The organism is Nostoc cf. commune SO-36 (assembly GCF_023734775.1).
GTDB classification, from domain to species: Bacteria; Cyanobacteriota; Cyanobacteriia; order Cyanobacteriales; family Nostocaceae; genus Nostoc; species Nostoc commune_A.
In genome coordinates this window covers 3,759,362-3,773,768 of record NZ_AP025732.1, presented here as the reverse complement: position 1 = coordinate 3,773,768, position 14,407 = coordinate 3,759,362, and the positions used below count along the sequence as shown (strand labels likewise).

Below are 14,407 nucleotides of genomic sequence, written 5' to 3'. Positions count from 1 at the left end.
TTAATGACCACAATCGAGTTTCCAAATTTACCTAATGCACAGCAGTGCCAAAAAAGCGCACCGCCCTATTTAGGGCTAGTTTGCATCACTTCCGACAAACAAGTGCGTTTTCGGACAATGACGCGCACCCGATACTTAAAACTTTCCCTTAGCGATCGCAAAGTTGTCCTAAGTGAACTGTATCGGTATAACTTACAGCGTTTGCATGATGCTCTATCTTTTTGTCAGCAGAATAAAATTCAGCTTTATCGGATGCCTTCTGCTTTATTTCCCCTAAGTGACTTAGAAGACGAAATTGGCGCAAATATATTAGAGGTAATGAGCGCTGATTTAGCAACAATCGGTGAACGAGCAAATGCATTGACTATAAGAATGGTGTTGCATCCAGATCAGTATGTAGTGCTGAGTTCTGATTCTCCCGAAGTGGTACAGGCAAGTATAAATAATTTAGCATGGCATGGACGTATACTTGACTTACTAGGATTACCGCGATCGCCTTGGTCATTGATGAATATTCATGGTGGTAAATCTCAACGGGCTGAAAAACTAATAAAAGTAATTTCCGAACTACCAGAAAACATCAAAAGCCGCTTGACTCTAGAAAACGATGAATACGCCTATAGTGCCGATGAAATTTTAGCAGTATGTCAGCAAGCTGGCGTGCCGATGGTATTTGATGCCCATCACCATATTTGCCACGAAAATTTAGATAGCTACGATCATCCGAGTGTAGCTTCGATGCTTTATGCAGCGCGAGAAACGTGGACAAATCCAGATTGGCAATTAGTTCATATTTCCAATGGTGAGCAAGCTTTCAATGACAGAAAACACAGCGATTTAATTACCGATATGCCTAACGTTTACTACCAAGTACCTTGGATTGAAGTCGAAGCTAAACAGAAAGAACAAGCGATCGCACTTTTACGTTCTTCGTGGCTAATAAAAAATAATTGTACGTAAATTAGGGGTTTCTAGTAAAAAAACATCCCATCGTAGAGTAGCACTGATGTCATTGGTGTCAACTTAATGTGAAACCCTGGCAATGAAGTTATATCAACCCTACTCAATTACCAATTAAGCCGTCGTAACTCCTCCCCTTACCAAGGCTAGTGTGTAAACACAAGTCTTTTAGAGTTGCTGGATAATGTAGAGTGAGTTAATTTTTACAAGCCGATCCATTAAGATTGCAGGTCGATGCATTAGCATTGCAGGTCAATGCATTAAGATTGCAGGTCGATGCATTAAGATTGCAGGTCGATGCATTAAGATTGCAGGTCGATGCATTAAGATTGCAGGTCGATGCATTAAGATTGCAGGTCGATGCATTAAGATTGCAGGTCAATGCATTAGCATTGCAGGTCAATGCATCAAAAGATTTGTGTCACCGTAGCTTTACCAAGGGGAAAGGAGATAAGCGTTTGAAGTTATAGCCATAGTCACACAGGTTTAGGACTTACGCACACTCTACGAATTCTTGGCGTTCTTCTCTAACGAGACGCTACGCGTTGGCGAAGCCTCTCGTAGAGATGGCGTCTTGGCGGTTCGATAAATTAAGCTTTTCGGCAATTTTTGCGTAAGTCCTAAGGTTAAGACATTTTAAAAGCATAAAATTTAGGAATAGTAATACTTTTACCTCCTGCCTCCTCCTATAATTTGACACCAATGACATCTGTGCGCCCCTAAAAATATACAAATAATTTGGGATAATTTATTTTTTGAAATTTTAGTTAGAAGTCCCTTGTGAACTATTTTAGAGAAACATTATTTTGAGGAAATTATCTATCTAAGTTACTTATTTCTCTTGGTAGATTAAATCAAAAATCAAAAAGACCAAAATAACAATATACACGGCTGAAAACTAAACTATAAATTGTTAGTTTTATGCAAAAGATTTATGGCAATGTTCAGAGCATCAAAGCTAGTCAGATTAAACAACTGCAACAGCTTTATGAGCAAAATCAACCAAGCAGATAGATTAATTACGCCAGAATTTGCTCAAGATTTAGCTACAATCACTCAACAAATTCATCACCCGATTTGTTGTTATATCAATCGGCGGGGACAGATTATCCGAATTTCTGTAGGAACACCCCATCAAACTCAGATTCCGCCTGAAGAATTACCCCGACGCAGTGCAGAACGCTTGAGCGGAATTCGTTGTGTTGCTACTCAATTGAAATCAGCACCTCCTGATGAAGCAGCGTTGATTGCAACGATGCGTCAGCGTTTAGATGCTCTTGTAGTGTTAACCGTCATTGATAGCCAAGTAAAAGAAGCTTTCCTAACTTACCTTTACCCCGATGCTGAAAGTCCTTGGGTAATTTCACCTCCTCTAAGTTTGGATGACATAACCGAAGAAGAATTTGATGTTTTAGTTGAAGAATGGGAGAGAGAAATTACTGAAGCAGGGCCTGGAATATTCCTATCTCAAGAAATTGTATCCGGTCAAGACAGGGTGCTGCTGGTAGGGGTACACACAGAAGATGTATCTGTGCAACGGTTTGAAGATGGACTTGCAGAACTAGTGCGTTTAGTCGAAAGCGCTAAGGGTATTGTACTCGATACAATGCGGCAAAAGCGCGATCGCATCCATCCTCAAACAGTAGTTGGTAAGGGAAAAATTGAAGAAATCACCCTTTTGGCTCAAAAAGTAAGAGCTAATCTAATCGTTTTTGACCGAGATATTTCTGCATCTCAAGCCCGTAACTTAGAACAAGAGATTGGCATCCGAGTTATAGATCGCACAGAACTAATTCTGGATATTTTCGCTCAACGCGCTCGCACTCAAGAGGGTAAATTACAAGTAGAGTTGGCGCAACTCGAATATATGTTACCTCGGCTACGCGGTCGTGGACAGGAAATGTCTCGATTAGGTGCAGGGATCGGTACGCGAGGCCCTGGTGAAACAAAACTAGAGACAGAACGGCGAACAATTCAACGGCGAATTGGTCAACTACAGGAACAAGTGAACCAATTACAAGTACATCGCGCCCGTATCAGACAACAACGACAACAGCAAGAAATTCCAGTTCTGGCATTAGTTGGCTATACCAATGCTGGTAAATCTACTCTGCTAAATGTGTTAACTAATGCAGAAATTTACACCGCAGATCAACTATTTGCGACCCTCGACCCAACAACCCGCAAGGTGGTAATTACAGAACCAGAAACACAAGAACGCAGGTCGATTCTGCTCACAGATACTGTAGGGTTTATTCACGAACTCCCGCCAGCACTGCTCGATGCGTTTCGCGCCACATTGGAAGAAGTAGTTGAGGCTTCGGCCATGATTCATGTTGTAGATTTGTCCCATCCAGCTTGGGAAAGTCATATTGAGAGTGTGCTGGAAATACTCGAAGAAATGCCTGAGATTCCCGAAAAAAGTTTGATTGCTTTTAATAAAGTTGACCAAGTAGATAGCGAAACCTTGGCTAGAGTTCAACAAGAGTATCCCGATGCTGTGTTTATATCAGCAACCCAGCGCTTGGGTTTAGAGACTTTAAAAATGCGATCGCTACAACTAATTGACGAACCCATGAAGACGATTGCAGTCCCACAAAATTCATACTAACTGAAGGAAATTATATGACACTGGCTATCATTGTTCATGGTGGAGCAAAAACCATCACAGACGATAAAGTTGCAGCCAACAATGCAGGCTGTACAGCAGCAGTAGAAGCTGGTTGGGCTGTGCTAATCAGTGGAGGTAGCGCCGCAGAAGCTGTTGAAGCAGCTATTCGAGTTCTGGAAACTGACCAGACATTTAACGCCAGTCTTGGCGCAACTCTCAACAGCGACGGAGAGGTGGAATTAGATGCGGCAATCATGGAAGGCTCATTAAGTTGGGGAGCAGTTGCAGCAGTTCAGGGCATCCGCCATCCAATCTCGGTTGCACGGAAGGTTATGGATGACAAACCCAGGCTACTAGTGGCGCGAGGCGCAGAACGCTTTTCCGCAGACTCCGGAGCCGAAATGTGTAAAAAAGAAAACTTGATTACTAATGAACAGTGGCAGGAGTGGAAGGAGGATCAAAAAGTTATTGATCGCCCCAACACTGTAGGTTGTGTAGCTTTGGATGCTAGCGGCATCCTAGCTGCTGGCACTTCAACTGGTGGTACTACGAAGCAGCAACAAGGTCGCGTTGGTGACACTGCCCTTGTTGGCTCTGGTTTGTACGCTGATAATAAATTCGGCGGTTGCTCAACAACAGGTGATGGCGAGTCAATTATCCCCGTGGTTTTGGCTAAAACTGCGGTCGATTTTTTGAGTGGAGACAGACACCCAGAAGAAGCCGCACAGATGGCAATTGATACTTTGGTTTCTAAAGTTGAAGGTGAAGCTGGGTGCATCCTCATAGACCGTCAAGGACGCGTTGGTTGGGCGTATAACTCATCACACATGGCTTGCGCTTATATGACCGAAGGACAAGACAAGGTGGCTGTTTTTACTAAGAAATAACTTATACCAATTCGTAGCGAGGCGTAGCCCATTACGAATTGGTAATCGCAATTAATGAAGCTAAATTACATCTGAGTTTTCAAATAATATACAACTTTATTTTTCCAAGTTGGCGTTACTTGAAAACTCAGAAAATTTATTTAATATAAACAACTGCATATCTTTGTATCTGCGGTTTATCGGAGGAGTAGATGTCAAAATACGACTTTCATTATTTTCAAGGAAGTACTCTTTCTGATCTCTTTGCTGAAGATATCACAGATACATCTTATGGGTTTATTTTAAATTACCCTGCAACTGCGAGTTGGGCTGCTTATCCCAACCGGAAAAAACATTTTATTCAAGATGGCAGTAGTGAAGCCACCAAAACCTCCTTTGATAAGATTTGCCAAAAAGAACCTTGGAAAAATCTAGCTGTGTTAGGCGATCGCATTCCCGAAATTGTGATTATGCCACCGCTAAAGTCGCTACTTGAATACTGGCAAGAGCATTTGGGCTTCAGCAACTCCAGTATTGAAATGATGGATTGCTCGACTTATTTGGATGACCTCAGCCACAGCGATACTTTTGATAAACTCATTAGTCTATTTCCCTTTGATCACCTCAAACCTGAAAAACACGCTGTTGATCCAGACATCCATTACTGCTTACTCAGCAAAGTAACGCTAAACGAATTGGGTGTGCAATGTCCGAAATACGAGAGTTATAATCTGCACCAAGTTAATCTCAAAGACATTCAGTTACCACAATTCCCCTATTTAATCAAAACATCGCACGGACTCTCAGGAGAAGGCACTTATATCATCAAAAGTCCCAGCGATTTGAACTACTGCCTTGAGGAAATCAGGAAATATCTTGATATTAAATTGCTGGATACGATTATTGTCTCAGAGTTCGTCAAGAATGAGGTGCAGAATTACTGCGTACAATTCTATGTCAACAAGGCGGGAGAGATAACCCTCATCGGTACTACTAGACAACTTGTCACTCCAGAAGGCAATTATTTAGGGGGACTGATTGACTACCGCAACACTGACATGAGCAAGTTCTTTGAGATGATTGCTGCCATTGGTCAGTATGCTCACAAACAGGGTTATTTCGGCGTGATTGGGTTCGATGTCCTGGAAGATCGAGACGGAGAACTTTATGCGATCGATGCCAATTTTCGAGTCAATGGCTCAACTCCTCTGTGTTTGCAGCGTCATACCTTACTGGGATTAGGAAAGGAAGTAGGTAAATATTCTAGTGACTACCGCATGGAAGGGACGTTGGATTCAATTTTAGTGACCTTAAAACCAGAACTAGATCGCAAAGACTTGATTATCCTGTCGGCTTTAGAGAAGGTGAAATACGGAAAAATCTACACCGAAATTTATGCGATCGCTACTGGAGAATCTATCGAAGAAATGCAGCATATCGAGCAGAAGTTACAGGATAAGGGATTACAATCGCTCTTTTAAACAGCACAACTGTTCATAGCTGACTTTATATAGTATTAAAAACTTATTATTCTACTTTAACCAAATCAGTTGACTGCTTGATTGGGAATAGGAATCGCACTAGTTGACCTAGTGGCATAGAGCGTTGTTCTTGAACAAAAACTAAAGGTACAAGTGCAGCCATCCGTAACAAGCCTGAGAGAAGAAACAGCCCCAGCAAACCCGCAGCACCAGGCAGAGTATGCGAGAAAGCCACCGATAGTAATACCCATTGCTCCAGTGATACCGGCAATTGCGCCTGCGATCGACAAAATAACTAGACTGATAACTTAGCGGTGCTATTCCCATCATCAAATTGTTAGCTACACAAATCAATTGCCGCCCACGTCGCGCCAGCTAGTACGTGTAACAAGGGCAACCAAATCCAAAAAGAAATGCGATCGCTTCCTACTCCCAACCACAGCAGAGGTGTTACCGCCACAAAGACTCCCACTAATAACAGTAGCGGGCGATTCCCAATCCGGTCGGCCAGTTTGCCCCACAAAAGCAGCATTAGCATATTTGCACCCGTTCCCAAGCCGTGATAAATAGTTACCACACTAATATCTATATCTAGGTTATCCAGCATATAAAGGTTAAAGAAAGGAGCGCTGATGTTGACAGCAAAGCACCAGATGCTCAGGTAAAACACAAACCTCAAAAAATTAGCATCTTTAAAAAAGCTAAAATCTATTCCCTGCGGGTGCGGCTGTGATGTGTCTAAATCTCCAACTTTTAAAAGCTGTGGATTTATATCAGTCATCCAGAACTGACAGCCCACACTGATTTAGCCCTAGCACAATTCCTAAAACCAAGACTGTGCCATAACCTTGAAGGGTTCCACCAGGCCAAACCGATACTGCTAGACCTAGCAGAGGAACACAAATAAGGTTTGTCAAGCCGAGAATACTATTGCGAAAACCAAAATACCGCCCCCGCAACGACTGAGGTACTAACACAGCTGACCACCCAAGCCAAGGCGCACGACCAAAAGCTTCGATAATATTAGCTACCAAGAGAATTGCCAATGTCAACTGTATTACTTCGTGTCCAGTGATATGAGATGAAGTAACCAACACAATTGCTGGTAGAAGAATCAACCACAGCAGCCGCGACGGAATGAAAATACATAGAAAATACCAACGGAAGCTGGTACTTCGGTTTACCAAATACGCTCCTAGTGGTTGGAGCAGATTCACCATCTGAGGAATAGCAGCGAGTAGACCAATTTCGGCTGGGCCAGCGCCTAACTCTAGCAAGAAATTACTGAGCAACGCACCGCCGATAATACTATAAAGAACCGTAGCAAAGACACTCTCATAAGTTAACGCCTTGAGACTTTGGCGAATTTCTGGTTTAGAAATTTTGAGAAACAGTTTTGGAGTTGGGAAAAGTACCGTCTCTGTTAATGCTCTATCCTCTGATATTTCTTGAATGGGGACAGGGGGAAGAGAATTAGCTTCTACTGAAATTTCATCTTCTTGGGGCTGAACCATATTATCTAATCAATATTTAAAGAGTTAAATTGTTATAGCTACTATTAGCCATAATTGGTAAAATTTATATAATCTTTCATCAATCAGTTCTAAGGCATTGCAATTGCTTACTTGTCCCGAAGACTAGCCTATAGTAAGTATTGACTATAAACAGCTTTAACAGAAATGACTAACATCCAGTGGATTTCAAGCTGGTAAAGTACACCAACTAAGTCTGAAGCTAGGTAGTAAGCTTGTTTTATTGCTGTTAGCCCATTCTGAATTGTGAATTATGCTGTATAACTGCGGTTAGAGTTTTTAATCCAATCAGTTCTAATAAGTCAATTAATTGACATAAAGCTAATTTTATGAAGATTTTGCTAAAAGCTTAGGTTTAATAAATATTTGTAGCAGTTAATTAAGGTTTTGTGAAGATAAAATCATGAAAATTTTTCAAAATCATTCTTGAGAATTAATACCTTTATATAGAAATCCTAAAATTTAGCTGGCACTAGTACACATAGGCATAAATAATCCTGTATTTATATGACCAATAGTAAGAGTAATATTTGAAGTTTAACCTCCTAATTACAGCGATGCTCAACAACTAATATCGAACCAATTGCATAAGCCTTGAAAAACTATTTCACTAAAAATCTCTATCGTGAGGTATGATTTCTCATTCTCCTAAATGTGCCACGATCGCAGTATAAATAAAATAAAAAACTTTTTTATGGCACAGACGGAAATTAACGATATATCGGCAGATAGCTCCTTAGTTGATCCTGAAAAAGACCTGCTAGGATATGCCAACTTCGCCAAATATCTAGCAGACAGCATTTGCAAAATGACCTTTCCTGAAGGCTTCGTTATTGCAGTTTACGGTTCTTGGAACTCTGGCAAATCTACACTATTAAACTTTGTAGTTCACTATCTTCAGCAAAAGCCAGATGAGGAGCAACCAATCATTGTTCCTTTTAATCCCTGGTTATTATCTGGACACGAAAATATTACAAGGCGCTTTTTTGACCAGTTACAAAACGTTTTAAGCAAAGAGTCATCTGTGCCAAAAGGTTTGAAAGAGAGACTCGCTGATTTTGCCACCATTATTTCAGACATTCCTCTACCTTATGCTCAAACTGGCAAAGCATTAGCAACATTATTAGATGATAAGGACAAGGAAGCTGCCCAATTAAAAGAAGAAGTAGAAGATACGTTAGTACAGCAACAGCGCCGAATAGTCGTCACAATTGACGATATTGATCGGTTAGCTGCTGAAGATATCAAGCAGTTATTTCGTATTTTTAAAGCAATGCGGAATTTTACTAACGTTGTTTATCTTCTGGTCTTTGACAAAGAAGTTATCGTGAAAACAATTGCAGATAGTAAAGAAACATCTGGAGAAGCATATTTAGAAAAAATTATACAAGTGAGTTTTGAGTTACCTCTTCCGGATAAAACCTCACTTCGCAGGTTGCTTTTTGACAAGCTTGATAATATATTTGCTCAAGCACCAAAACAACGAATTAACCAAGTTCGCTGGGGTGATATTTACTTTCAAGCAATAGATCATTTTATTACTAATATCCGCGATATTGTTCGTTTTGTTAACACTTTAACAGTGACGTATCCACCAGTAAAAGATGAAGTAAATCCTGTTGATTTCATTGCTATTGAGTCTTTGCGAGTCTTTTGCCCAAAGATATACAGCGCTTCCCGCTATTATGCAATACAGTTTTTCTTATTGCCTCTCTCCTAACATAGCTTTTAGCTTTGAGGATGTACCTCATAGCTGCCGGAAGTGCTGTATAGCATAATTCATCAAAATCCTCATATTTTTGTAGGAGAGGCAAACCCTTCAAGAGACGAACTAAAAAACATTTTGAATACCTGGATTGCCCAACTGCGAGATGAAGATAAGCAGCCTGTTAAAAACCTGCTCATGCATCTTTTCCCCAAGTTAAAATCCATTTTGGTTAAGACCTATTTAGATAAAAAAGAAGAGTTGCAATGGCGTGATCAGCTACGTGTATGTAGTTTAGAAATGTTTCCTGTTTATTTTCGCCTATCGTTATCAGCAGGCGAACTGTCTAATATTCAGATAAAAATTATTCTTGGTTTAGTAGAAGATGCAGACAATTTTAGAACCTATCTGATAGAACTTACTAAACAAAAACTTCCAGGCGGTACAACACAAGCTAGGGTATTTGTAGAACAGCTAGAGAATTCCACTAAACAGGACATTCCTGTGAATTATATTCCCTCCGTTGTGGAAGCTTTGCTTGATGTAAGCGAACAATTATTATCTCCAGATAATGAATCTAAGGGCATTCTTGATTTTGGCAATGAAGTTATTATCAGGCGTTGTATTTCACAACTCTTGCGTCAAATTGATGAAACATCACGGTTTGAGTTGCTAAAAAAAGTAATTATCCAAGGGAAAGCATTACCAATAATTAATCATGAGATTGCATCTCTAAAAGAGCAACAAAGTCAATATGATGCAGATAAATATAACTATGAACAAGAATGGCTTGTGAACGCACAACACCTCAAGGAATTGGAAGAATTGACCGAAGAGGTAGAAGGAAGGTAGGGGGTAGGGGTAGGGTGTTGACTCTGTGCCTTTTTAGAAGTTTAGGACTTACGCAAAATATCTCTGAAACTCTTATTTCTCCGTGTCCTCTGCGGCTCTGTGGTTCGTTATTCCCTAACTCTTGCGTAAGTCCTAAAGTTAACAAATCATGCAAAATATGTGTAGTCATTGCGAACTTTGCGAAGCAATCCCAGAGATTTTGCGATTGCTTCGCAAAGCTCGCAATGACACAAGAGAGATTTTTCCCTGACACAAAAATAGTATGAGTCAAAAACGCCCAAATTTCATCAAAGTCAACAGCCTAGGGTAGGGCGCACACTTCGACCATTGGTGTCAACTTAAGGTAAAACTGCTTTCAAATCTCGTTTCCAGCTTCCGGCTGGGACGAGACAATGTAAAAGTTTGTTTGAGACTGGCTTTCTCGTGTTGCAGGCAAAAATGCCATCTATCTACCAATATTCAATGAATGCTTTCGTTATCTTCTTATATAATCTGATTTTATTCATTTTACTTTCGTTTGCTAATGCTTTTTGATTAATAAATAATTGTCAAAAAATTACTTAAAAAATTTATATATAAACTGTTCATCACTAGTAGTTTATTGTGTGGCAGATTTATGATATGTAGTAGCAACCTAAATTTAATACTTTTTTTTCTAGATAACCTGGCAAAGATTGATGATGTATATGCCATAATGTCACGAGCTAGGCGTATATAAACTTATTGTTATACTTCAACACTTAAGTGCAGAAGGTATCAGTATTGACTACAAAAAAAATCTACTACTACTAGCTCCAACCGATCAATAAATGATTGGCTAAAAACTCATGCTATATCTGGCAATCCAAATATTTGGGCCTAAATTTAACTGATAGCAAGGGTTGATTGAGTTATTTATAAGGAGAAAATCTGATGAGATTGTTAGATATGGTAAATCATGAGGTTAAATTACCCTCTAAAACTAATAGTAATTTTGCGGACTTAGCAGTAACAGCACACCCTCGGCCATTGTTAAAACGCTCAGAGTGGCACAATTTAAACGGGCTGTGGAAATTTGCATTTGATGACCAAGGCAAATGCATTGAACCCAGCGATTTAACCCAATGGTCTCATCATATAGAAGTTCCTTTCGCACCGGAATCTACCAAAAGTGGGATTGGCGATCGCGGGTTTCATGCAAACTGCTGGTACGAGCGTGAATTTGATACACCACCAGGGGACGGGAGATTACTTTTACATTTTGGCGCTGTGGATTATCACGCTCGTGTGTGGGTAAACGATAAATACATCGGCGAGCATGAAGGCGGACACACCTCTTTCAGCCTCGATATTACCCGTGCCTTAAATGACAGTGGTACAACCAAGGTGACAGTGTGGGCGCAAGACGATCCGCACGACCTCGCTAAACCTCGTGGTAAACAGGATTGGCAGTTGCAACCCCATAGTATTTGGTATCCTCGTACAAGTGGTATTTGGCAGACAGTCTGGCTGGAGCGCGTAGGCGAGGCTTATATCGGTAATCTTCGTTGGATTCCCGACTGCGAACGGTGGGAAATTGGATTTGAACTTGGGTTGGCTGGTGATTTACCTACTTCAGGTGTACGAGTTAAAATTAAACTCAGTGCTGGCGATCGCGTGTTAGCAAACGATACTTATGAAGTATTCAATGGCGAAATTAGTCGCCGCATTGTTTTGGGCGATCCGGGTATTGACGACTGCCGCAATGAATTACTGTGGAGTCCAGAAAAGCCGACGCTGATAAATGCTGAAATTCAGCTATGGGATAAAGATCGTCTTGTAGATGAAGTGCAATCTTATACAGCAATGCGAACTGTCAGCATTCAGCGTGATCGCTTTATGCTCAACGGTCGCCCCTACTATCTACGCCTAGTTCTCGACCAAGGTTACTGGCCTGATACATTAATGACTCCACCCAATGACGAAGCATTGCGACGTGATGTAGAACTCGTCAAAGCTATGGGTTTTAACGGAGTACGCAAACACCAAAAAATTGAAGACCCCCGCTTTTTATATTGGGCAGACGTCTTAGGGTTGTTAGTATGGGAGGAGATGCCTAGCGCTTACCGCTTCACGCCGAAAGCCGTGGAACGCATGACCCGTGAGTGGACGGAAATCATTAAGCGAGATGTTAGCCATCCTTGTATTGTGGCGTGGGTGCCGTTTAATGAATCTTGGGGAGTGCCAAATTTGGTTGAGACAGCAGCTCACCGTAACTACGTGTTAGCAATGTATCACCTAACTAAAACTCTCGACCCAACTCGCCCAGTAATTGGTAACGATGGTTGGGAAAGTACGGATACCGACATCCTCGCTATTCACGACTATGAACGCCAGCCTGAGCGATTAGCCCATCGCTACAGACCGGATATTCAGATATCAGATTTATTTGAGCGTAGCCGCCCTGGAGGTCGTATCCTCACCTTAGACAATTATCCCCATCAGGGACAACCAGTGATGTTGACCGAGTTTGGTGGGATTGCCTACGCCCCTCTTGATCAACCTAATGCAGATCAAGCTTGGGGATATGAAAACTGCTCGAATATTTCCGAATTAGAAAAGAAATACGCTACTCTGCTCAAAACAGTTAATGACATTGAGCTATTTAGCGGATTCTGTTACACACAATTAACAGATACCTTCCAAGAAGCTAACGGTTTATTGTACGGCGATCGCACTCCCAAATTTCCCATTGAGGCGATCCGCGCTGCAACCCTCTCAGGACAAGGATTATGTACTCCCACAAGCTGTTAAAGCCGGACGGACGCAAACTCAAGTTATACAGTCGCTACCCAATTACTAGTCAGTTAGAAGCCCCTAGCCCTAGTAACGAGCCAGTGCAAGCTAATCCCCACCTGCGCTGGCATCCCTTGCGGGGTGAATGGGTAGCTTATGCTAGTCACCGTCAAGGGCGGACATTCATGCCGCCCCCAGAATACAACCCCCTTGCACCTACCACCAACCCTGACTTTCCTACGGAACTACCCCAAGGTAAGTATGATGTGGCAGTGTTCGATAACCGCTTTCCCTCATTGATTCCGACAGCGAACAATCCACCCGATACCATCGTGGAAACGTTACCAGCTAATGGAGCCTGTGAGGTAGTGGTTTTTACTCAAGATGCCCGTGCCACCTTGAGTTCCTTAGAGTTAGAACATTTAGATTTGCTGTTAGAAGTGTGGGGCGATCGCACCCGTGAACTAGGGCTAAATCCCCAAATTCAGTACGTGCTGCCCTTTGAAAATAAAGGTGTAGAGGTGGGTGTAACATTGCACCATCCTCACGGGCAAATTTACGCCTATCCTTTTATACCGCCTGTTCCGGCGCGGATGCTGTCAATGCAGCAGGAGTATTATGAAAAACATCACCGGGGTTTACTGCAAGACTTGATTCAGAAGGAGATTGCAGACAACCAACGGATTATTTATGAAGATGAGTATGCGATCGCATTTGTCCCGGTATGCGCTCGTTACCCCTATGAAGTTTGGATTGCACCAAAAGAGCCAGTTAGCAATTTTATGGGACTTACCCCAGAACAACGTTGGGGACTTGCCAAAGCGTTAAAAACTGTCACTCTTAAATATGACGGCTTGTGGAATCGTCCGTTTCCTTACTTGATGGCTTGGTTTGGTGCGCCAACTGATGGTTTAGCCCATCCAGAAGCGCATTTACACGCCGAGTTTTTTCCCCCATATCGGACAAGCGAAAGGCTGAAGTATCTTGCGGGAACCGAACTTGCAGCAGGGATGTTTGCCAATGATGCTTTACCAGAGGAAAAAGCGAAGGAGCTACAAGCTGTGATGGTAAATATTGAAGAGCCGATTTCAGCGTGATCGGTTATTTCTTTTGAAACTACAGCTTAGATCCAGAAAACCTCTTCTAGGGGCTGGGTAATGGGAAGATTTGAATAGGGATTGGGATGCTAACCAAATCTTAGTCATAATTTCTTCCCCAGTACTCAGTCTCAAAACTCATAACCAGACTATATTGAGCCGAGATACACAATTTTTATCAAACAGAATTCAGGAGTCAGGAGCCAGAATGGGCTAAACGCCCCGCTATCGCTAACAGAATTGAATTATGTGCGACTGGTAGATAGCGCAGCGTTAGCGAGTCCGCGTACTCTTACAGAGAAGCAAGCTACGCTTTTAGCGTCTCGTAGAGAGCGTCTGAATAAACGGGTTTAAAACCCCAGACGCTCCTGCGTCGCTAACGCTGCGCTATCGTCTGCACAGTGTCTACAATTGGTTGGGGTCTGAATCTAGGCTGTTGACTTTGATGAAATTTGGGCGTTTTTGACTCATACTATTTTTCTATTTTTGTGTCAGGTCAAAATCTCTCTTGTGTCATTGCGAGCTTTGCGAAGCAATCCCAGAGATTTT

Annotated in this window: 12 protein-coding genes; 9 read left to right on the top strand and 3 right to left on the bottom strand. The window is 41.8% G+C overall.

Translation table 11 applies throughout. The annotated features are described in order from the left end of the window. Positions 1 to 3 precede the first annotated feature (3 nt). The 5 genes from uvsE (at position 4) to ANSO36C_RS16955 (ending at position 5,918) form a co-directional block, all read left to right on the top strand. Entirely contained in the window at positions 4 to 960 is a 957-nt protein-coding gene (uvsE, locus tag ANSO36C_RS16975) for a UV DNA damage repair endonuclease UvsE (RefSeq protein WP_251955485.1), read from the top strand. 224 nt (positions 961 to 1,184) lie between these two features. Beyond that, a complete protein-coding gene (locus tag ANSO36C_RS16970) occupies positions 1,185 to 1,430 on the top strand; it encodes a hypothetical protein (protein ID WP_251955484.1) in 246 nt (81 codons plus the stop codon). Between the two features lie 518 nt (positions 1,431 to 1,948). Then, positions 1,949 to 3,571, top strand: a complete 1,623-nt coding sequence (gene hflX, locus ANSO36C_RS16965) for a GTPase HflX (RefSeq protein ID WP_458368243.1) — start codon at positions 1,949 to 1,951, stop codon at positions 3,569 to 3,571. Positions 3,572 to 3,585: 14 nt separating this feature from the next. After that, positions 3,586 to 4,458: an isoaspartyl peptidase/L-asparaginase family protein gene (locus ANSO36C_RS16960; RefSeq protein ID WP_251955483.1), complete on the top strand. Its 873-nt coding sequence runs from the start codon at positions 3,586 to 3,588 to the stop codon at positions 4,456 to 4,458. Between the two features lie 191 nt (positions 4,459 to 4,649). Then, positions 4,650 to 5,918 (top strand): ATP-grasp domain-containing protein, encoded by a 1,269-nt coding sequence (locus tag ANSO36C_RS16955; RefSeq protein WP_251955482.1) that lies wholly within the window; start codon positions 4,650 to 4,652, stop codon positions 5,916 to 5,918. A 46-nt stretch (positions 5,919 to 5,964) separates the two neighbouring features. On the opposite strand, the gene ANSO36C_RS34305 is transcribed toward ANSO36C_RS16955, so the two are convergent. The 3 genes from ANSO36C_RS34305 to ANSO36C_RS34295 all read right to left on the bottom strand — a co-directional run bounded on the left by ANSO36C_RS34305 (position 5,965) and on the right by ANSO36C_RS34295 (position 7,432). Next, complete coding sequence (locus ANSO36C_RS34305; protein ID WP_323374463.1) at positions 5,965 to 6,189, bottom strand: hypothetical protein; 225 nt, start codon at positions 6,187 to 6,189, stop codon at positions 5,965 to 5,967. A gap of 66 nt (positions 6,190 to 6,255) precedes the next feature. After that, on the bottom strand, positions 6,256 to 6,699 hold the full coding sequence (locus tag ANSO36C_RS34300; RefSeq protein WP_323374462.1) for an MFS transporter: 444 nt from the start codon (positions 6,697 to 6,699) through the stop codon (positions 6,256 to 6,258). Further along, positions 6,692 to 7,432 (bottom strand): MFS transporter, encoded by a 741-nt coding sequence (locus ANSO36C_RS34295; protein ID WP_323374461.1) that lies wholly within the window; start codon positions 7,430 to 7,432, stop codon positions 6,692 to 6,694. Before ANSO36C_RS34295 ends, ANSO36C_RS34300 begins: the two co-directional genes overlap by 8 nt. A gap of 712 nt (positions 7,433 to 8,144) precedes the next feature. Here ANSO36C_RS34295 and ANSO36C_RS16945 point away from each other — a divergent pair. The 4 genes from ANSO36C_RS16945 (at position 8,145) to galT (ending at position 13,858) form a co-directional block, all read left to right on the top strand. After that, positions 8,145 to 9,170, top strand: a complete 1,026-nt coding sequence (locus tag ANSO36C_RS16945; RefSeq protein ID WP_251955481.1) for a KAP family NTPase — start codon at positions 8,145 to 8,147, stop codon at positions 9,168 to 9,170. Between the two features lie 123 nt (positions 9,171 to 9,293). Further along, positions 9,294 to 10,007, top strand: coding sequence for a hypothetical protein (locus ANSO36C_RS16940; protein WP_251955480.1), 714 nt, complete (start codon positions 9,294 to 9,296; stop codon positions 10,005 to 10,007). A 912-nt stretch (positions 10,008 to 10,919) separates the two neighbouring features. Continuing rightward, positions 10,920 to 12,779 carry a glycoside hydrolase family 2 protein gene (locus ANSO36C_RS16935; RefSeq protein WP_251955479.1) on the top strand — a complete coding sequence of 620 codons (1,860 nt, stop codon included), beginning with the start codon at positions 10,920 to 10,922 and terminating at the stop codon, positions 12,777 to 12,779. Continuing rightward, positions 12,758 to 13,858, top strand: a complete 1,101-nt coding sequence (galT, locus tag ANSO36C_RS16930; RefSeq protein ID WP_251955478.1) for a galactose-1-phosphate uridylyltransferase — start codon at positions 12,758 to 12,760, stop codon at positions 13,856 to 13,858. Before ANSO36C_RS16935 ends, galT begins: the two co-directional genes overlap by 22 nt. Positions 13,859 to 14,407: the final 549 nt, after the last annotated feature.